The organism is Tabrizicola sp. (assembly GCF_030694085.1).
Lineage (GTDB): Bacteria > Pseudomonadota > Alphaproteobacteria > Rhodobacterales > Rhodobacteraceae > Tabrizicola.
On sequence record NZ_JAUXZE010000102.1, the window covers coordinates 116953 to 136226 of the forward strand.

Consider the following 19274-nt stretch of genomic DNA (forward strand, 5'->3'; position numbering starts at 1 on the left):
ATTGGACCAGGCGGCGCGGCTTCTTCATTCCGTCTTCGGCTTCCCGGAGTTCCGTCCCGGACAGGCCGAGATCGTCCAGTCCGTACTGGAGGGCCGCAATACGCTGGCCATCATGCCGACTGGCGGCGGCAAGTCGCTGTGCTTCCAACTGCCCGCGCTGTGCCGTGACGGGGTGACGGTCGTCATCTCGCCGCTCATCGCGCTGATGCGGGACCAGGTGCGTGCGCTGAAGGCTGTGGGGGTCGAGGCAGGGGCGCTGACCTCGGGCAATACCGAGGAGGAGACCGAGGAGGTCTTTAGGTCCATCGACGAAGGGCGGCTGAAGCTTCTTTACATGGCGCCCGAGCGGCTGGCTTCGGGCTCGGCGCTTGCGCTGCTGCGGCGGGCGAACTGCACCCTGATCGCGGTAGACGAGGCCCATTGCGTTTCGCAGTGGGGCCACGACTTCCGCCCGGACTACCTGCGGATCGGCGAGCTTCGGCGGACCCTGCGCGTGCCGCTGGCGGCCTTCACGGCGACGGCGGATGAAGAGACTCGGGCCGAGATCGTCACCCGCCTTTTTGATGGTGAGCCCCCCGTCACCTTCCTGCGCGGCTTCGACCGGCCGAACATCCACCTGGCCTTCTCGGTCAAGGACAAGCCGCGCGAGCAGATCCTGCGCTTTGCCGCCGCGCGTCGGGGTCAATCCGGCATCGTCTACTGTGCAACGCGGGCCAAGACCGAGACTCTGGCTCAGGCCCTGCGGGAGGCGCGGCACGAGGCGGTGGCCTACCACGGCGGGATGGAGGCGGACGAGCGTCGCCGGGTGGAAACCCGGTTCCAGCGCGAGGACGGGCTGATCGTGGTGGCGACCATCGCCTTCGGGATGGGGATCGACAAGCCCGACATCCGCTGGGTCGCCCATGCCGATCTGCCGAAGTCGATCGAAGGCTATTACCAGGAAATCGGCCGCGCCGGCCGCGATGGGTCGCCCGCCGAGACCATGACCCTGTATGGTCCCGACGACATTCGTCTGCGCCGGAGCCAGATCGACGAGGGGGCCGCGCCGGGGGACCGCAAGACCGCCGACCACGCCCGGCTGAATGCGCTCTTGGGTCTGGCCGAGGCGCTGGGGTGTCGGCGCCAGGTGCTGCTGGGCTACTTTGGCGAGACGGCGGAACCCTGTGGCAACTGCGATCTTTGCGACCGGCCGGCGCTGCTGTTCGACGCGACCGAGGCGGTGCGGAAGGCCCTGTCGGCGATCCTGCGGACGGGGGAATGGTTCGGGGCGGGACATCTGATCGACATCCTGACCGGCACGGCGACGCCGAAGGTGCGGGAGAGGGGACATGACCAGTTGCCGACCTTTGCGGTTGGAAGGGACCTGTCGAAACCCGCCTGGGGCGCCGTCTTCCGGCAGATGATGGGCCGGGATCTTGTCCGCCCCGACCCCGACCGTCACGGCGCGCTGCGGATGACCGACGCGGCGCGTCCGGTGCTGCGGGGCGAGGCGACTGTGACCCTGCGGCGCGACACGGTGGTTGCGGCGGGGGAGAGGGAGCCGGTCGTGCGCGCGCAAGTGGCGGACGAGGACCTGGGGCTGCTGGCCCAGTTGAAGGCGAAGCGGCGGGCGCTGGCCGAGGCGCAGAACGTGCCGGCCTATGTCGTGTTCCCGGACAGGACGCTGATCGAGATGGCGGAGCGGAAGCCCGCCACGCTGGACCAGATGGCGGGGATCACCGGGGTCGGCGCGCGGAAGCTGGAAAGCTATGGGGCGGCGTTCCTGGAGGTGATCAACGGCGCGGCGGAGGGTCTGCATCCGGCGCGGATGAAGCTGGCGGGTCGGCCGGAAGGGGCGGTATTCGACCGGCTGGCGGAGGTTCAGCTTTCGCTCGTGCGGGGTGAAGACGGGACGGGGAAGTACCTGACCTGCACCCATTCGACGCTGCGGGCCATCGCGGAGCGGCGGCCCTCGACCCTGGCGGAACTGACCGGGATTTCCGGGATGGGCGAGGCCAAGGTGGAACGGTTCGGGGAGGCCTTTCTGGCGGTGCTTCGCGACGGATGAGGCAGGGTGTCCACGGTGGACAAAGCCGGGATGTTTTTTGAGTCCAATGAGTTGGCTGCGGGCGTTAAGGATCTGGAAAGAACTGTCGCGCGCCCGGTCCACGCCGGTCGCGGGGGGGCGCAAACCTGGCCGGACAGGAGCCGCGCGCGGCAGACCGGCCTGAAAGCAGCCGAGGCCCGCTTCGGGTCAGGATCGCGATCTGCGGTGTCCAGACCAGCGACGGCCCTGGGCGCGCTGGCGCCTGGCCTGGCCTTGCGCCAGGTGGAGTGGCCGGATGCCTCCGGCGGGGATATTTGGGCAAAGATGAAAGGGGCGCTTTGGGGGCAGGGCCTGGCGTCAGGCGGCGTTTACTGCGGGGGATGTCACGGGTTGCCGGGCCTCACCCGGGCAGTATTCGCCAAGCGCGCCTTCGATGGCGGTCTTGCGCAGGGGCTTTGTCAGGTAGCGGTCGATGCCGGAGGCAAGGATCGCCTCGGCGTCGCCTTCCATCGCATGGGCGGTGAGGGCCACGATCGGGACCTGTGAGCCAAGGTTGCGAATGGTGCGGGCGGCTTCCTTGCCGTCCATTTCGGGCATCGAGATGTCCATGAAGATCAGGTCGGGCTGGAAGTCCTGGAACATCTCGACCGCAATGCGGCCGTTGTCGGCAAAGCGCAGGTCGATGTCCATGTCGCGGACCATCTTCTGAAAGACGAGCTGGTTGGTCTTGTTGTCCTCGGCCGCGAGCACGCGCATCTGGCGCAGGTCAGTCAGCGCAAGGGGCGCAGCCTCGACAGTCTCGGCGACGAGCGGGGCCGTCAGGCCCTGAAGCTGGCGGTAGAGGTCCGAGCGCAGGATCGGCTTTTGCAGGATCGCGGCGAAGTCGTTGGCAAGGTTGCCCAGGCCCGTGGGGTTGGAACTGAGCAGCAACACCGGCAGCGTATGACCGGCGACGCGGATCTGGTCGAGAAGCTGGACGCCGTCCATCTCGGGCATGGCGTGGTCGGTCAGCACCACATCGAAATCCGGGTCGGCGGCCAGCTTTTCCAGCACTTCGGCCCCGGAACGGCAGAGCGTCACCTCGATCCCGCAGGGGGCAAGCTGGCGTTCCAGGATGGTGCGGTTGATGAACTGGTCGTCGACCGCGATGACGCGTTTGACGGCGACGGGGACCTGTGCCGGGGCTGAGTCCTCGGCCACCGGGAGAGTCACACGGAAACCGAAGCTGGAGCCCTGGCCGAAATCGCTGTCGACCCAGACCGCGCCGCCCATGTGTTCGATCAGACGCCGGGTGATCGCGAGGCCCAGACCGGTGCCTTCGAACTTGCGGTTCCGCTCATCCTCGACCTGGTTGAATTCGCCGAAGATGTGATCGAGGTATTCCGGCGCGATGCCGATGCCGGTGTCTTCGACGGTGACGTGCAGGGTCTGGCTGCCGTCTTCGGCATCGACGCCGACAACGCGGGTCAGGACGTGGCCCTTTTCGGTGAACTTGACAGCGTTGCCGATCAGGTTGGTCAGTACCTGGCGCAGGCGGCCCGGATCGCCGACAAAACGGGTGGGCAGGAACATGTCGAAGTCGATCATCAGGTCGATGCCCTTTTCCCGCGCGCGGGGCTGCAGCAGCATCGTCACCTCGTGGATCGTGCGTTCGAGGTCGAAGGGTTCGGGCCGCAGGGTCAGGCGTTCCGCCTCGATCTTGGAGTAGTCGAGGATGTCGTTGATGATGACCAGAAGCGCCTCACCGGATGACCGGATGGTTTCGGCAAAGAGGCGCTGTTCTTCGCTGAGAGAGGTGTCGCAGAGAAGCTCGGCCATACCGACGACGCCGTTCATCGGGGTGCGGATCTCGTGGCTCATGTTTGCAAGGAAAGCGGATTTGGCGCGGTTCGCGGCCTCGGCGGCCGTGCGGGCGGCTTCCAGTTGGGCCTGCTGTTCGCGCATCGCGGTGATGTCGGTCCGCAGGCCGACGCGGCCGCCGTCGGGGGTGACGTGGTCGGATTCCAGGATCACCTGACCGGAGGCGAGCGTGTTCTCGGCGATGGTGTCGGCGGCGCGGAAATCGCGCAGGCGTTCGGCCAGCCACTCCTCCTCACGCCCAACGGCGCTGGGCACGTGGCTGTGCTTCAACCCGTGGCGCAAAAGGTCCTCGAAGCTGACGCCAGGCTGGATGAGGGGGGCGGAATCGGGAAACATTTCGCGGTAACGCTGATTGCAGGCCAAAAGACGTTCCTCCCGGTCAAAAAGGACAAAGCCATCGGGCAAGACGTCGATGGCGGCCCAGATGCGCATCTGTTCGGTGATGTCGATGGCCAGGCTTACGATGCCGCCATCGTTGGCGCGGCGATCCTGGAGCTTGATCCAGGTGCCGTTCTTCAGTTTCAGGGTGACGGGCTCGATCCGGTCGGCGTCGATCCGGGCGCGCATGCGCTGGGTGAAGTCGTCCAGCGTCTCCTCTCCAAGATCGACGAAGGTCGTCGCGAAGAGGACAAGCATGTCGTCGTAGGGCACGCCCGGAGCGACGGGCTGGCCGTCGAACCAGGAGAGGAAGGCCTGGTTCGCCGTGGCGAGCTTGAGGTTGGCGTCGAACACCGCAAAGCCGTCGCGGATGGTGTTGATCGCGTCCCAGAGCCGGCGTTCGGCCATCACCGCCGCGGTGTGGGCGCGGTCAAGGTCTTCGACGAACCGGAGGTTCTGATCCTTCAGAAGCTCGGCCTCGCTGAGGGCGGATTTCACCACCTGGCGCTGTTCGACGATCTGGTCGGACAGGGAGCGGGCATGGATGGCCAGCTTTTCGTTGGCGGCGAAAAGTTCCCGGCTTTTCTGTTCGAGAAGGCGTTCGGCGGCCAGTCTGGCGCGGCGTTCCTTCACGAGACGTTCCGAAAGATCCATGCTGGTGCGACCGACATTCTGTGCGGGATCGGCAGGGGGCCGACATCCGGTTTTCGCGACTACCCTCGCCGATCAAAATGAACCAAGGCTTAACGGCGAAGGGGTTGTCGGCTTGCCTGCAAGGGCGGGCGCATGCGACAGTCGCGGCAATCCATACGGGAGGCATTTTCGATGCGCTGGTTTCTGAAGGCTGCGGTTGCGGCGGTATTCCTTGGCAGCTCTGGTCTGGCCCTGGCCCAGGACCTGATTCCCGAGCGGCGCTTTGTGGTGACCCAGGATCAGGACCTGCCGGGCGGCGATGTCGCCTCGGTCTTCGATACCACCATCGAGGCCTGCGAACGGGCCTGCCTGACCAACGCGCGCTGCACGGGTTATGTGTTCAACACGCGGAACGGGTCCTGCTTTGTGAAGAATTCTCCCGGCGAGGGGACGTTTTTCGCCGGGGCCTTTTCGGCCACGGTGATCGAGGCGGACGCGGGCCTGCGGGCGGCGGCGGCCGAGCGGCGCAAGGAACTGGCTTTCCTGCCGGATTGGGACATCCAGCCTTCCTTCGACCAGGCGCAGGGATTGGGGCGGCAGCATACGACAGGCCCCTGGAGCGCGGAGGAGCATCTGGCGGCGGCCCTGGAGGCCGAGGGCCGGGGTGATTGGGCGGGGGCGGCGGCCTATACCGGGGCAGCGCTGAACCTGACCGACGATGCGGCGACCTGGGGCGAATTCGCGCGGCGGCAGTTGCAGGCAGGGATCGCCGACCAGAACCAGTCGGGATACTTCTTCTATCAGGCGATGATGTCGTCGGTGAACGCTTACCTGCGGGCCGGGAACCCGGCCTTGCGGCACACGATCCTGCTGACGATGGCCGATGTGCTGGAGCGGAACGGACGGGGCCGGGACAGCGTCAGCGCGCTGCGGCTGGCTCAGTCCTTGCAGGACCGGGTGGATACTGCGGCACTGTTGGACGCGGCGATCGGGAAATACGGGTTCCGCATCGCCGAGACGCTGGTGCAGTCCGATCTGGCACGTCCGCGGATCTGTGCGACGTTCAGCGAGGATCTGGTGGCGTCGGGCGTCGACTATTCCACCTTCGTCCAGCTCAAGGACCCCGGTCTGACGGTGGAAAACGGCGGCTGGCGGCAGTTGTGCGTGGCGGGGCTGGAGCATGGCAAGCGTTACTCTGTCACCTTCCGCGAGGGGTTGCCGGCCGCCGACGGGCAGGTGATGGCCAAGTCGGTCGAGATCACGCAATACGTCCGCGACCGGGCACCGGGGGTGAAGTTCCCGGGCCGGGGCTACGTCCTGCCCAAGGCGGGCGATCCGGCGCTGCCGGTCGAGACGGTGAACACCGAAAAGCTGGACCTGACCCTGTACCGGGTTGCGGACCGCAACCTGCTGCGGTCGATCCAGGACTACTATTTCGGCGCGCCGATCAACGTCTACTCCGAGGAATACTTCGCCGACACGGTGGGCGAGGCGCTGTGGACCGGCAAGGCCACCGTGGCGCAGGAGGTCAACCGGGACGTGACCACGCGCCTGCCGCTGGGCGAGGCGCTGGAGGGTCTGCCGGCGGGCATCTATGCGCTGAAGGCCGAAGTGCCGGGGGTGGACCCCTACACCATCCCGCCGGGCTGGCAGTGGTTCGTGATTTCGGACCTGGGCGTCACCACGATGACAGGGGTGGACGGACTGCATGTCTTTGTCCGCTCGCTGGGCACGGCGGGGGCGAAGCCGGGCGTGACGGTGGAATTGCTGAACCGGGCCAACGCGGTGCTGGGGACGGCCACGACCGATGACCAGGGCTATGCCCGCTTTGACGCGGGCCTGACGCGCGGCACCGGAGGAAGCGCCCCGGCGATGGTGGTGGTCAAGGAAGCCGATCAGGACATTGCCTTCCTGTCGCTGACCGACCCCGAGTTCGACCTGTCGGACCGTGGGGTTGAAGGGCGCGAGGCGGCACCACCGGTCGACGTGTTCGTCACGATGGACCGGGGCGCCTATCGCGCGGGAGAGACCGTCTATGTCACCGCGCTGGCGCGGGATGCGGAACAGGCGGCGGTCGAGGGCCTGCCGCTCACGGCAGTCTGGAAACGCCCGGATGGTGTCGAGTATTCGCGGTTCGTGGCGAATGATTGGGGCGGAGGCTACGTCTTCTCTCAGGTCATCGCCGGGTCGGCTCCTCGTGGCGTCTGGCGGCTGGAGGTGTTTGCCGATCTGGAAGCCCCGGCGCTGACGTCAAAAACGTTCCTGGTCGAAGATTTCTTGCCGGAACGCATCGATTTCGACCTGGTGCTGGCCGATGCGCCCCTGCTGGTAGGTCAGGATTCGGCGGTCGATCTGACTGTGACGGCGAAATACCTGTTCGGTGCCCCCGGCGCGGGTCTGGCCATCGAGGGCGAGGTTCTGTTGCGCGCGGCGGAGGGTCTGGCGGCCTTCCCGGGCTATGTCTTTGGTCGCCACGACCAACCCTTCAGCGCGCAGATGACGTCGCTGAATGGCGGCGAGACCGACGATGCGGGCAATGCGACCCTTCCGGTCTTCCTGCCGATGGTCGACGACCCGCACCGCCCGCTGGAGGCCCGCGTGACGATCCGCGTGGCCGAAGGCTCGGGCCGCCCGGTGGAGCGGTCTGTGACCAAGGCGGTGACCTCGGCTGAACCGATGATCGGGGTGAAGCCCCTGTTCGACGGGGTTGCGCCCGAGGGCGGCGAGGCGCGGTTCCAGCTTCTTGCCGTGCAGGGTGAGACGCCCGTGGCGCTGCCGGTAAAGTGGACCGTCTCTCGCGTGCAATACGACTACCAGTGGTATCAAAGCTACGGCAACTGGAGCTGGGAGCCGGTGGTCAGCCGCGAATTGGTGGCCGAGGGTGAGGCAACGCTTGGCTCAGACCCGGTCGAGGTTGCGGCAAACGTGACCTGGGGGACCTATGAGGTTCTGGTAACCGCGGCGGATGGCGGCAAGGCGGCCACGTCGACCGAGTTCTATGCGGGCTGGTATGCGCCTGCGGATGCCTCGGCCACGCCGGACACGCTGGAACTGTCGCTGGACAAGCCTGCCTACAAGCCGGGCGATACGGCGACCTTGCGGATCGTGCCGCGTGCGGCGGGGACGGCGCTGGTGACAGTGCTGTCGAACCGGCTGGTCGCCATGCAGGCCGTGGAGGTGAAAGAGGGCGAGAACCTGATTTCCCTGCCGGTGACCGACGAATGGGGCGCGGGGGTCTATGTGACGGCCGCAGTCCTGCGTCCGATGGACGTGGCGGCGGGCCGCAACCCGGCGCGGGCGCTGGGCCTGACCCATGCCAGCATTGATCCGGGTGCGCGGGCTTTGACCGCGACGGTCGAGATGGCGGCCGAGGCAGCCCCGCGTGGTCCCTTGGACGTGGCGGTGAAGGTGGATGGGGTGACGGCCGGCGAAACCGCCTATGTCACGATTGCCGCCGTGGACCTGGGCATCCTGAACCTGACCGGGTTCAAGGCCCCCGATCCGCAGGGCCACTACTTCGGCCAGCGCCGTCTGGGCGTCGGCATCCGCGACATCTATGGCCGGCTGATCGACGGGCTGAATGGCGCGACGGGAGAGGTCCGCTCGGGCGGGGATGCGGGCGCGCAGGCGCGGTTGCAGGCGCCGCCCCCCACGGAAGAGCTGGTGGCCTATTTCACCGGGCCGGTGACGGTGGGTGCGGACGGTTACGCGCGGGCGTCGTTCGACCTGCCGTCGTTCAACGGGACGGTGAAGGTGATGGCTGTCGCCTGGTCGAAGACCGGCGTCGGGCAGGCATCGGCCGATGTGCTGGTGCGCGATCCGGTGGTGGTGACGGCAAGCGCGCCGCGCTTCCTGTCGCCGGGCGATACCAGCCGCCTGCTTCTGGAAGTGGTTCATGCCACCGGGCCGTCCGGCCGGATGAGCCTGGATGTCAGCGCCTCGGGTCTGACGCTGGGCGCGGTGCCCTCGGGCTTTGACCTTGGCGACAAGGCCAAGGCGGTGTTCGAGGTGCCGGTGACTGCGGGCGCGGTGGGCGTGCAGACCATCGACATCGCCCTGACCACGCCGGACGGGAAGGTGCTGAAGAAGACCCTGACGGTTCCGGTTCAGGTGAACGATCCCGAGGTGGCGCGGATCAGCCGGTTGGACCTTGCCTCGGGGCAGAGCTTCACCTTCGACGGGAACGTCTTTGCGGGTCTGGTGCCCGGATCGGGCAAGGCGACGATGGCCGTGGGGCCGATTGCGCGGCTGAACGCGCCGGGCCTGCTGGCGGCGCTGGACCGCTATCCCTATGGCTGCACCGAACAGATGACCAGCCGGGCGCTGCCGCTTCTTTACTTCGACGAGGTGGCGCGGGTCATGGACCTGAAGGGCGCCGAGGACATCCAGAAGCGCATCGACGAGGCGATGGTAGAGATCCTCGCGAACCAGTCCTCGACCGGCGGGTTCGGCCTTTGGGGGCCGGGCGAGGGGGACTTCTGGCTGGATGCCTATGTGACGGACTTCCTGAGCCGGGCGCGGGCGCAAGGCTATCAGGTGCCGGATCTGGCCTTCCGCAATGCACTGGCGAACCTGCGCAACCAGGTGAACTACGCGCCGGACTTCAGCGCGCAAAGCAACGGCGGCGGCGAGGCGCTGGCCTATGCGCTGATGGTGCTGGCGCGCGAGGGCGCGGCGGCGATCGGCGACCTGCGCTACTATGCCGACGTGAAGGGCGACGACTTCGCGACGCCGCTTGCGATGGGTCAGCTGGGGGCCGCGCTGGCGTCCTACGGCGACCAGGCGCGGGCGGATGCGATGTTCCGCCGGGCTGCGGCAAGGATCGGGACGATGGCGCCGGAAACGGGCCAGGTCTGGCGGGTGGACTATGGCACCCAGTTCCGCGACGTGGCGGCGCTGCTGACCCTGGCGGTCGAGGCAGGGTCGAACGCGGTCGACCGTGAGGCGCTGACCGACCGCATCGCGACGCGGGGCCAGAACCTTTCGACGCAAGAGGCGACCTGGGCGCTTCTGGCGGCGAATGCGTTGATCGACCGGCCCGGGGCCGACGGGGTGACCATCGACGGCCAGCCCGCCGATGGACCGCTGGTGCGGGTGCTGGATGCCGGTGCCGTCACGCCGGTCGTGGTCAGGAACGGCGGGCCGGACACGACGGTCACGGTCACGACCTACGGCGTCCCGTCGGAACCGGAGCCTGCAGGCGGCAACGGCTATGCGATCACGCGGACCTACTACACGATGACCGGAGAGGAAGTGGCGCTGGACAGCGTCGCGGCAGGCACGCGGCTGGTGACGGTGCTGGAGGTGACCCCGTTCAGCTACGGCGAGGCGCGGCTGATGGTGTCCGATCCGCTGCCTGCGGGCTTAGAGATCGACAACCCGAACCTGATGTCGGCGGGCGCGACCTCGGAGCTGGGGTGGCTGGACGCGACGCAGGACGTGACCCATGCCGAATTCCGGCAGGACCGCTTCCTGACCGCGATCGACTGGCGGTCCGATCAGCCCTTCCGTCTGGCCTATGTCGTCCGTGCGGTCAGTCCGGGCACGTTCCACCACCCGGCGGCCTCGGTCGAGGATATGTACCGGCCGGACTTCCGGGCACGGAGCGAGACCGGGGAACTGACGATCACCAAGTGAGCCACCTGCGGGCATACGCGGCGTCCTTCCCCCGTGCGAGGAGGGGATCGGGGGCTACCCCTCCCTTCCTCCCCCACGCTGGGGGGGGAGGCGCCGAACCTGCAGCTGCGGCGCGGGGTAGATGATGCGCGCGCGCTGGATCATCGGCTTGACCCTTGGCCTTTGGCTTTCCGCCCTGGGCCGGGACCGCTTTGACGACTGGGTCGACGCGACGATCCTGCCGCCGCTGGTCGTGGAGACATCGGTCGAGGTGTTGGACCGCAACGGCGACCTCTTGCGCGCCTATACGGTGGCCGATGGTCGCTGGCGGCTGGCCCTGCCACCGGACAAGGTCGATCCGAAGTATCTGCGGATGCTGCTGGCCTATGAGGACAAGAGGTTCCGCGATCATGCCGGCGTGGACACGCGGTCGATGCTGCGCGCGGTTCTGCAGGCGCTGTGGAACGGACGCGTGGTTTCGGGCGGGTCGACCCTGACGATGCAGGTCGCCCGGCTGCTGGAAGAGGGCACGACCGGCGAGGTGGGCGGCAAGCTGCGGCAGATGCGGGTCGCCTTGGCGCTGGAGCGGCGGCTGTCGAAAGACCAGATCCTGCAGCTTTACCTGCATCTTGCGCCTTTCGGGGGCAATCTTGAGGGGGTCCGCGCGGCCTCGATCAGCTATTTCGGCAAGGAACCCTATCGCCTGACCCCGGCCGAGGCCGCGCTTCTGGTTGCAATCCCGCAAAGCCCGGAAAGCCGGCGCCCCGACCGCGCGGCAGACCGGGCCGAGGCGGCGCGGAACCGGGTGCTGGCGCGGGCGGTGGGGGAGGGCGTGATCGACGCGGACGAGGCCGAGGCGGCACGGCGCGAAGTCGTGCCGGGCCTGCGGAAACCCTTCCCGGCCCTTGCCCCGCACCTGGCCGACCGCGCCAAGGCCGGATTGCCGACCGCCCTGACCCATCGCCTGACCATCGACGGCAAGCTGCAGAAGAAGCTGGAAACCCTGGCGCTGGACGCGGTGGCGGACCGGGGGGAGCAGTTGCAGGTGGCGATTCTGGTCGCCGACCATGGTTCGGGCGAGATCCTCGCCTCGGTCGGATCGGCGGGCTATCAGGCCGATCTGCGGCAGGGCTTCGTGGACATGACGCAGGCGCTGCGCTCGCCCGGATCGACGCTGAAACCGCTGGTCTATTCCCTGGCCTTTGACGAGGGTCTGGCGCACCCCGAGACGATGATCGACGACCGGCCCATGAGCTTTGGCACCTATGCGCCGCAGAATTTCGACAAGATCTACATGGGCACGATCCGCATGCGCGAGGCATTGCAGCTGTCGCGGAACATTCCCGTCGTGGCGCTGACCGAGGCGCTGGGCCCGGCGAAGCTGGTTTCGGCGATGGAGAAGGCCGGCATGGGGCCGGTCTTTCCGGGCGACCAGCCGGGCCTTGCGATTGCGTTGGGGGGCGTGGGGGTGACGCTGTCGGACATGGTGCAGCTTTACGCGACCCTTGCGCGGGGCGGCGTGGTGCGGCCCCTGTCCTGGCGGCAGGAGGCCGAGGTGCCCGAAGGGCAGCGCGTGGTCTCGCAGATCGCGGCCTGGCAGGTGGGGGATGTCCTTGCGGGGCTGGCCCCGCCGCCGGGCGCACCATCGAACCGGCTGGCCTACAAGACCGGGACATCCTATGGCCACCGCGATGCCTGGGCGATCGGGTTCGACGGGCGGCATGTGATCGGGGTCTGGATGGGCCGGGCCGACGGGACGCCGGTGCCGGGGGCCTTTGGGGCCGATGTGGCGGCGCCGGTGCTGTTCCAGGCCTTCAACCGGCTGAAGGGCAAGCTTGATCCGCAGCCCGCTGCCCCTGCCTCGACCCTGCTGGTCGCCAATGCCGAACTGCCGCAGCCCTTGCGGCGCTTCCGCTCACGGTCGGCAGTCTTCGAAGCGGCGGCGGACGCGCCCGCGGTGGCCTTCCCGCCGGACGGGGCGGAGGTGGAGCTGCTGGCTGCGGGGCTGAAGGTCAAGGTCGCGGGCGGGACGGCGCCGTTCACCTGGCTGGCGGACGGGGTGCCGGTGGTGGTGGGGTCCGACGCGCGCGAGGCGATGCTGGTGATGCCGGGGGTGGGCTTCGTGACGCTGAGCGTGATCGACGCGGAAGGCCGGTCGGACCGGGTTAAGGTTGAAGTGCGCTGATAGGGTCCGCTCGTCGATGACTTCGTCACTCCTCGCTGGCGGTGTTCCGACGAGAAGACGAAGTCGAACGAGGAGGCGTCGCATCAGGCCCGCTCGATTGCCAGTGCGATGCCCTGGCCGCCGCCAATGCACATGGTAATGAGTGCGGTCTTCTGGCCGGTCCGTTCCAATTCGTGGAGGGCCTTCACGACCAGGATCGCTCCGGTCGCTCCCACGGGATGGCCAAGGGCGATGGCCCCTCCGTTCGGGTTCACTCGGGCGGGATCAAGGTCCAGCGCGCGAGAGACGGCGAGGGCCTGGGCGGCGAAGGCTTCGTTGGATTCCACCACGTCAAAGCTGTCGGGCCTGACCCCAAGCTTGCGGCACAGGGCCTGCACGGCAGGGATCGGGCCAAGGCCCATGAGCTTCGGGTCCACGCCCGCAAGCGCATAGCCCATGATCCGGGCACGGCTGCCACTGGCGCTGCGCGACAGGACCAGGGCCGCCGCGCCGTCGTTGATGCCGGAGGCATTGCCGGCGGTGACGGTGCCGTCCTTCTGGAAGGCCGGGCGGAGGCCGCCAAGGGCATCAAGGCTGGTGGATTTGGGGTGTTCGTCGGTGTCGAAGGTGACGACACCCTTTCTGCCGACAAGTTCGATGGGCACGATCTGATCGCGGAAGCGCCCTTCGGCAATGGCGCGGGCGGCGCGGGTCTGGCTTTCCAGCGCGAAGGCGTCCTGATCCTCGCGGCTGATGCCGTGCTGCGCGGCAACGTTTTCCGCCGTCACCCCCATGTGCCCGGTGCCGAACGGGCAGGTCAGTGCCCCGGTCATCATGTCCAGCGCGCGGGTGTCGCCCATCTTCTGCCCGAAGCGGGCGGCGGGCAGGATGTAGGGTGAGCGGCTCATGCACTCGGCCCCGCCCGGCAGCGCCATGTCGGCGTCGCCCAGCATCAGGGCCTGCACCGCCGAGACGATGGCCTGCGCGCCAGAGCCACACAGGCGGTTCACGTTCATGGCGGGCGTGGTCTCGGGGATGCCGGCGTTCATCGCCATGACCCGTGACAGATACATGTCGCGCGGTTCGGTGTTGATGACGTGGCCCATGACGACCTGGCCGATCCGGTCGCCCACGACCCCCGCGCGGGTCAGGGCGGCCTTCGCGGCATGGGTGGCGATGTCGATGGGGGGCAACGCGGCGAGCGAGCCGCCGAAGCCGCCGATGGCGGTGCGGGCGGCAGAGAGGATGTGGATCTCGGTCATGGGGGCCTCCGGGGTTTGTCGGGAGTTTGCACGAAGTTGGGACGGTTGCCGAGAAGACGTGGCGTCACGGGCAGCATTGACATGTGCTGACGGTCGGAGGATTTCAGGCCCACCAGCAGGAGAGCGACGTGAAAGACCTGATCCAGACCCATGCGGCGCTTCTTCTCGTGGGGGTGGCGACGTTCGTGATGATGGGCGCGGGGCAGGCGCTGTTCGGGCCAGCGCTGCCGGTCTATGTGCGGGACTTCGCACTGGGGCAGGGCGAGGCGGGGCTTTTCGTCGCCTTCCTGTGGGTCGGGTGTTTCCTGGGCGTTGGTGTGATGTACTTCAAGGGCGCGCGGATCGGACCCCGGCCGACACTGGCGGCGATGGCGGCGGGAACAGGGCTGATGGCGGTCAGCCCGAACTGGGGTATGACGCTGTTGGGGGGCATCCTGTTCGGCATGGGCTACGGCATGGCAACGGCAGTGTTCAACCCACGCGTCATGCGGGCCTTCGGCGCCAAGGGACCGTCGATGCTGAGCCTGCTGAACGCGACCTTCGGCGTGGGGGCCATCGCCGCGCCGCTGGTCTTCGTCTGGCTGGGCAGCGACCCCGCCATGACGTTCGGCGTGGTGGCCGTGGCGCTTGCCTTGATCTGGGCGCTGGCTGGTACGGCGGGGCGCGAGGCAGTGGTGCAGTCGGGGCCGGTAAAGGCGTTCCAGCCGCATCTGGGCATCCTGGCCTTCGGGGCGCTGGCCATCGGGATGGAGGCGAGCCTTGCAGGCCTTGGCCCCACGGCATTGATCCGGGCGGGGATCGCGGAGACGCGGGCCTCGGAACTGCTGAGCCTTTTCTTCGTGGTCTTCCTGCTGGCCCGTGTCGCATTGATCTTCGTCGCGCATCGGGTCGAGCCTTTCGTGCTTTACACCGTCTCGATCGGTTCGGCCGCGCTTTGTGCGCTGGGAGCGGCGCTGATCTCGCCATCGGCGTTCTTCGTGGCGATGGGGGCCTCGGCGGGCGTGTTCTTTCCGGGTTACTACGTGACCGCCAGCGGCAAGATGGGCGAGGACATCCGGGTGCCACCGACCATTGTCGCGTCGGGCCTCGTGGGCGCCATCGTGACGCCGCTGGTGCTGGCGCCACTGGTGCCGGGAATGGGGGACCGGGGCTTCTTCTGGGTCAGCGCGGCGCTGCTGGGGACGGCCACGGTCGCGGCGCTGCTGTCCTTGCGGCGGATGCGGGTCTGAAGGACATCTGCGGATCCTGCGCCGGTCAGCGACCGGCCTGCCAGGTGCCGATCCAGTCCTGCGGCCAGAGCAGCATCAGCACGTTCAGCGCCAGACCGTCCCGGATGATCCACATCGTCACGCCCTCGAACAGCAGGATCAGCGCCACGGTAACCCAGACCGGCAGCTTCGCGGCCAGCCAGAAGCCCAGGATCATCGCGAAAACGTCGAAGACCGTGTTGATGACGCTGTCGCCGTAGTAATCCAGCGAGATCGTCACCGTCCGGTAGCGTTCGATCACCGCGTCGGAGTTCTCGACGATCTCCCAGGCACACTCGACCAGGGTGGCAATGGAGAGCCGCCAGCCGAAGGACAGCCGCCGGGCCACCAGCCAGAGCGCCCCGTAAAACAGGAAGCCGTGGATGATGTGGCTGGGGGTGTACCAGTCGGACAAGTGCTGCGAGTTCTCGGCGCTGACCACCTGGCCGTGCCAAAGACTGACATAGCCGCATTTGCAGATTGGTTCACGACCGATCCACAGGAGATAGGCCGCCGTAAGCAGGATGATCCCTAGGGTGATGAAGATCGGGGTGAGGCGGTTCTGGGCGCTGGGTGTCATGCGCGGCAGGGAATCATTACCCGGGACGCTGGTAAAGTGCGGTATACCGGAGGCCCGGAACTTTCTGGGCCGCTGTGGCAGGGATGCAGGAGGTGCAGATGGATGACAAGAACCCCTGGCGCTTTGGTCCGACACGGGGCGAGTTGTGGTTCTGGCTATGGACCAGCCTGGGCGGCTTTGGTCTGATGACGGTGGCGCTTTTGGTGCGGGGCATCCCGGAAGGCCCGGCCATCGCCGAGGTGGTCGGGCTTGCGACGGTGGTCTTCGGGTATCTCGGCGGCCGGTCGGTCAAGCGGCTGATCCGGCGCGAGCATCCCTAGCCCTTCTGGAACAGCATCGGCGGCGGGCCTGGCAGCTTCTTGCGGCCCTGCGGGGTCAGAAGTGCTGCCTCGCGCCCTTCGATCACCACGGCGGAAAGCGGGCCACCGTAGGCCGCGCTGCTGTCAAGATTGATACGGTTGCCATAGTGCGTTGCCTGGTCGATGGCGGTGTGGCCGTGGACGACAAGCGGGCCGAAGCTTTCCACCTCGATCAGGAAGATGTCGCGGATCCAGACGAGGTCGGTTTCGGTCTGCTGGTCCAGCGGCACGCCGGGGCGCAGGCCCGCGTGGACAAAGAGGCAATCGCCCGCCTGATGCATCGAGGGCCGGGTCGCAAGGTAGTCCCGATGCGCCTGCGGGACGGCGGCAATGGCATCGGCGTGAACCTTGGGGATCGGGCGGTCGGCCGCCTTGGCGACGCCGTACGAGGCAAGCGTGGCTGGCCCGCCCAGCTTGGGGTGAAGCCAGCCCAGATCGGCGCGCAGCCCCGGTTCCTGTTCGCCCGGATCGTTCAGGAAGCGGGTGAACATGCGGTCGTGGTTGCCTTTCAGGACCACCCAGTCCTCGCCCCGCGCCTGGCCCTGCATCAGGTGGTCGACCACGTCCCGGCTGTCGGGGCCACGGTCGACAAGGTCGCCGACATGGACGACTTGCCCCTTGCCGTGGCGGGCCATGTCGTCGGCGATCAGGTCATGTGCGGCCTTAAGAAGGCCGATATGCCCGTGGATGTCGCCAATGGCGTAGATATGCATGCCTGGGTGTCCTTGGCTTCCCCGGGGGGGTCACATCCCCCGCGATCCATTTATTGCTCGACCCATTGGCGCGAACCAATGGATCAACCGTGGGATATTTGTGCAGATGTGAAAGGGCAAGAGCCGTCAGGCCTGAGGGTCGGGGAGCATCCGGTAGCTGTCAAAGGCGATGTCTCCCGACCAGCGCCACAAGGCAAGGAAGCCTTCCGGCCCGGCGCGCATGGCGTGGGGCAGGTTTGGCGGATGGTGGGAGGAGCCTCCGGCCGAAAGGGGGAAGCGGCGGTCTGCGGCCTGCCATTCGGCGCTGCCAGCGAGGAGGATGTAGGTTTCCGCCGCTTCATGGGCGTGGAGGGGGTAGTAGCTGCCGGGGGCCTGGTAGAAGAGGCCGAAGAGGTGGGTGTGGGACGGGATCGGCGCGCCGGGGCCGAGCAGCGTGACGATTGACTTGATCGCGCGAAGCGCGGTCGGTTGCAGCGCGGCGGCAGGACTGTCCTGCCAGGGGAGCCAGGTATGGGCTTCGCCGACCAGGCGGGCGGCCGGGTGCGCGTCAGGAAGAGCGGCGGCGTGCAGGATGCCGGGGGACAGCGACGAGGCGGGTTGCGGCGGAAAGTCGGTCTCGGCTGCGGCGCGCAGAAGCCGGGCCGTGGTCAGCGCCTCGGGGCGGGGTTCGGCGGCAGTGAGATCGGCCAGCGCCGAGAGGAGCGGGGAAAGGATCATGCGGGCCTCGGCCAGACGGGATGCCCGGCCGAGGCAGGATTGGTCAGGCGACCTCGAACTGCAAGGCCTTGACCTGCTGGAACATCCCGGTGCCTTCCAGCGTCTCGATCACGCGTGGGTCGATGGGCTGGTCAAGATACAGGATCGCGATCGCGTCCTGCCCCACGCCCGACCGGCCCAGGGTGAAGTTCGCGATGTTGACGTTGTTCTTGCCCATGGTCATCCCCAGCAGGCCGATGATGCCGGGCACGTCCTCGTTCGTGGTGTAGAGCATGTGGGCGCCGATCTCGGCGTCGATGTTGATGCCCTTGATCTGGATGAAGCGCGGCTTGCCATCGCTGAAGCAGGTGCCGGCGACGGAACGTTCGCGCTTGTCCGTCACCATCGTCACCTTGATGTAGGCGTCGAAGACCCCGGTCTTTTCCTGCCGGGTGGTCGAGATCTGGATGCCCTTTTCCTTGGCCACCACGGGGGCCGAGACAAGGTTCACATCCGGGTTCTGCGTCTTCAGCACCCCGGCAATGACCGCCTGGTTCAACGCGGCAAGGTTCATCTCGGCCACGGTGCCGTCGTAAAGGATGTTGATCGCCTTGATCGGCTCGTCCGTCATCTGGCCGATGAAGGCGCCCAGATGCCCGGCCAGCTTGATCCAGGGACCCATCACGGCGGCCTCTTCGGCGGTGACGTTCGGCATGTTCAGCGCGTTCTGGACCGCGCCGGTGAGAAGGTAGTCCGACATCTGCTCGGCCACCTGAAGGGCGACGTTTTCCTGCGCCTCGGTGGTAGCGGCGCCGAGGTGCGGGGTGCAGACGACGTTGGGGTGGTTGAAGAGGGGATTCTCGTTCGCCGGTTCGACTTCGAAGACGTCGAGGGCCGCTCCGGCGACATGGCCGGAGTTGAGCGCGTCAAGGAGGGCTGCCTCGTCGATCAGGCCGCCGCGCGCGCAGTTGATGATGCGGACGCCCTTCTTGGTCTTGGCGAGGTTGTCCTTCGACAGGATGTTGCGGGTCTTGTCGGTGAGGGGGACGTGCAGGGTGATGAAGTCCGCGCGATGCAGGAGTTCTTCCAGCTCGACCTTGTGGATGCCCAGCTGCTTGGCGCGGTCTTCCGACAGGAAGGGGTCATAGGCCACGACCTTCATGTGCAGGCCCACCGCACGGTCGCAGACGATGCCGCCGATGTTGCCCGCCCCGATCACGCCAAGGGTCTTGTTGAACAGCTCGACCCCCATGAACTTGGACTTTTCCCACTTTCCGGCGTGGGTGGAGGCGTTCGCCTCGGGGATTTGCCGGGCAACAGCGAACATCATGGCGATGGCATGTTCCGCCGTGGTGATCGAGTTGCCGAAGGGCGTGTTCATCACGATGACGCCCTTCTTGGACGCCGCAGGGATGTCGACGTTGTCGACGCCGATCCCGGCGCGGCCGATGACCTTCAGGCGCGTGGCTTTCTCCAGCAGCTTCTCGGTGGCCTTGGTGGCGGACCGGATGGCAAGCCCGTCATACTGGTCGATGACGGCGGCGAGGGCGTCCTTGTCCTTGCCAAGTTTGGGCAGGTAGTCGACCTCGACCCCGCGGTCGCGGAAGATCTGGACGGCGGTTTCGGAGAGTTCGTCGGATACGAGGACTTTGGGGGCCATGAGGGGCATCCTTTGATGTCGGGAAATGAGTCGGGCTGAAGCCCGACCTACGGTGTTTGGTAGGTCGGGCTTCAGCCCGA

11 protein-coding genes are annotated in these 19274 nt (G+C 67.3%); 5 read left to right on the top strand and 6 right to left on the bottom strand.

Features of this window, described 5'->3' with window-relative positions; genetic code table 11:
- The first annotated feature begins 1 nt into the window (after position 1).
- A complete protein-coding gene (gene recQ / locus Q8M85_RS23275) occupies positions 2 to 2047 on the top strand; it encodes a DNA helicase RecQ (RefSeq protein WP_305549472.1) in 2046 nt (681 codons plus the stop codon).
- A 336-nt stretch (positions 2048 to 2383) separates the two neighbouring features.
- Here the strand turns inward: recQ and Q8M85_RS23280 are convergent, their stop codons facing one another.
- Positions 2384 to 4918: a response regulator gene (locus Q8M85_RS23280; RefSeq protein ID WP_305549474.1), complete on the bottom strand. Its 2535-nt coding sequence runs from the start codon at positions 4916 to 4918 to the stop codon at positions 2384 to 2386.
- 171 nt (positions 4919 to 5089) lie between these two features.
- Here Q8M85_RS23280 and Q8M85_RS23285 point away from each other — a divergent pair, with 171 nt between their 5' ends.
- On the top strand, positions 5090 to 10534 hold the full coding sequence (locus Q8M85_RS23285) for an alpha-2-macroglobulin family protein (protein ID WP_305549477.1): 5445 nt from the start codon (positions 5090 to 5092) through the stop codon (positions 10532 to 10534).
- Positions 10535 to 10655: 121 nt separating this feature from the next.
- Positions 10656 to 12698 carry a penicillin-binding protein 1C gene (pbpC, locus tag Q8M85_RS23290; RefSeq protein ID WP_305549480.1) on the top strand — a complete coding sequence of 681 codons (2043 nt, stop codon included), beginning with the start codon at positions 10656 to 10658 and terminating at the stop codon, positions 12696 to 12698.
- Between the two features lie 83 nt (positions 12699 to 12781).
- Here the strand turns inward: pbpC and bktB are convergent, their stop codons facing one another.
- On the bottom strand, positions 12782 to 13939 hold the full coding sequence (gene bktB, locus Q8M85_RS23295) for a beta-ketothiolase BktB (protein WP_305549483.1): 1158 nt from the start codon (positions 13937 to 13939) through the stop codon (positions 12782 to 12784).
- Positions 13940 to 14067: 128 nt separating this feature from the next.
- Here bktB and Q8M85_RS23300 point away from each other — a divergent pair, with 128 nt between their 5' ends.
- The gene (locus tag Q8M85_RS23300) at positions 14068 to 15168 is read left to right on the top strand and encodes a sugar MFS transporter (RefSeq protein WP_305549486.1); all 1101 of its coding nucleotides are present in this window, start codon (positions 14068 to 14070) and stop codon (positions 15166 to 15168) included.
- A gap of 25 nt (positions 15169 to 15193) precedes the next feature.
- On the opposite strand, the gene Q8M85_RS23305 is transcribed toward Q8M85_RS23300, so the two are convergent.
- Complete coding sequence (locus tag Q8M85_RS23305) at positions 15194 to 15766, bottom strand: DUF2585 domain-containing protein (RefSeq protein ID WP_305549489.1); 573 nt, start codon at positions 15764 to 15766, stop codon at positions 15194 to 15196.
- A 98-nt stretch (positions 15767 to 15864) separates the two neighbouring features.
- Between Q8M85_RS23305 and Q8M85_RS23310 the strand changes: the two genes are divergently transcribed.
- Positions 15865 to 16086, top strand: a complete 222-nt coding sequence (locus tag Q8M85_RS23310; protein WP_305549492.1) for a hypothetical protein — start codon at positions 15865 to 15867, stop codon at positions 16084 to 16086.
- Here Q8M85_RS23310 and Q8M85_RS23315 read toward each other — a convergent pair.
- From Q8M85_RS23315 to serA, 3 genes are all read right to left on the bottom strand, one after another.
- Positions 16083 to 16838, bottom strand: a complete 756-nt coding sequence (locus Q8M85_RS23315; protein WP_305549494.1) for a metallophosphoesterase — start codon at positions 16836 to 16838, stop codon at positions 16083 to 16085. The genes Q8M85_RS23310 and Q8M85_RS23315 overlap by 4 nt on opposite strands.
- Positions 16839 to 16964: 126 nt before the next feature.
- Positions 16965 to 17555, bottom strand: a complete 591-nt coding sequence (locus tag Q8M85_RS23320) for a dimethylsulfonioproprionate lyase family protein (protein WP_305549497.1) — start codon at positions 17553 to 17555, stop codon at positions 16965 to 16967.
- A 43-nt stretch (positions 17556 to 17598) separates the two neighbouring features.
- Positions 17599 to 19194: a phosphoglycerate dehydrogenase gene (gene serA / locus Q8M85_RS23325; protein ID WP_305549500.1), complete on the bottom strand. Its 1596-nt coding sequence runs from the start codon at positions 19192 to 19194 to the stop codon at positions 17599 to 17601.
- Positions 19195 to 19274 lie beyond the last annotated feature (80 nt).

What these genes read in the sequence shown, in the direction of transcription:
- Q8M85_RS23280 (WP_305549474.1), bottom strand. Translation starts at nt 4,918, where the DNA reads ATGGATCTTTCGGAACGTCTCGTGAAGGAACGCCGCGCCAGACTGGCC.
- Q8M85_RS23285 (WP_305549477.1), top strand. Translation starts at nt 5,090, where the DNA reads ATGCGCTGGTTTCTGAAGGCTGCGGTTGCGGCGGTATTCCTTGGCAGC.
- pbpC (WP_305549480.1), top strand. Translation starts at nt 10,656, where the DNA reads ATGATGCGCGCGCGCTGGATCATCGGCTTGACCCTTGGCCTTTGGCTT.
- bktB (WP_305549483.1), bottom strand. Translation starts at nt 13,939, where the DNA reads ATGACCGAGATCCACATCCTCTCTGCCGCCCGCACCGCCATCGGCGGC.
- Q8M85_RS23305 (WP_305549489.1), bottom strand. Translation starts at nt 15,766, where the DNA reads ATGACACCCAGCGCCCAGAACCGCCTCACCCCGATCTTCATCACCCTA.
- Q8M85_RS23310 (WP_305549492.1), top strand. Translation starts at nt 15,865, where the DNA reads ATGGATGACAAGAACCCCTGGCGCTTTGGTCCGACACGGGGCGAGTTG.
- Q8M85_RS23315 (WP_305549494.1), bottom strand. Translation starts at nt 16,838, where the DNA reads ATGCATATCTACGCCATTGGCGACATCCACGGGCATATCGGCCTTCTT.
- Q8M85_RS23320 (WP_305549497.1), bottom strand. Translation starts at nt 17,555, where the DNA reads ATGATCCTTTCCCCGCTCCTCTCGGCGCTGGCCGATCTCACTGCCGCC.
- serA (WP_305549500.1), bottom strand. Translation starts at nt 19,194, where the DNA reads ATGGCCCCCAAAGTCCTCGTATCCGACGAACTCTCCGAAACCGCCGTC.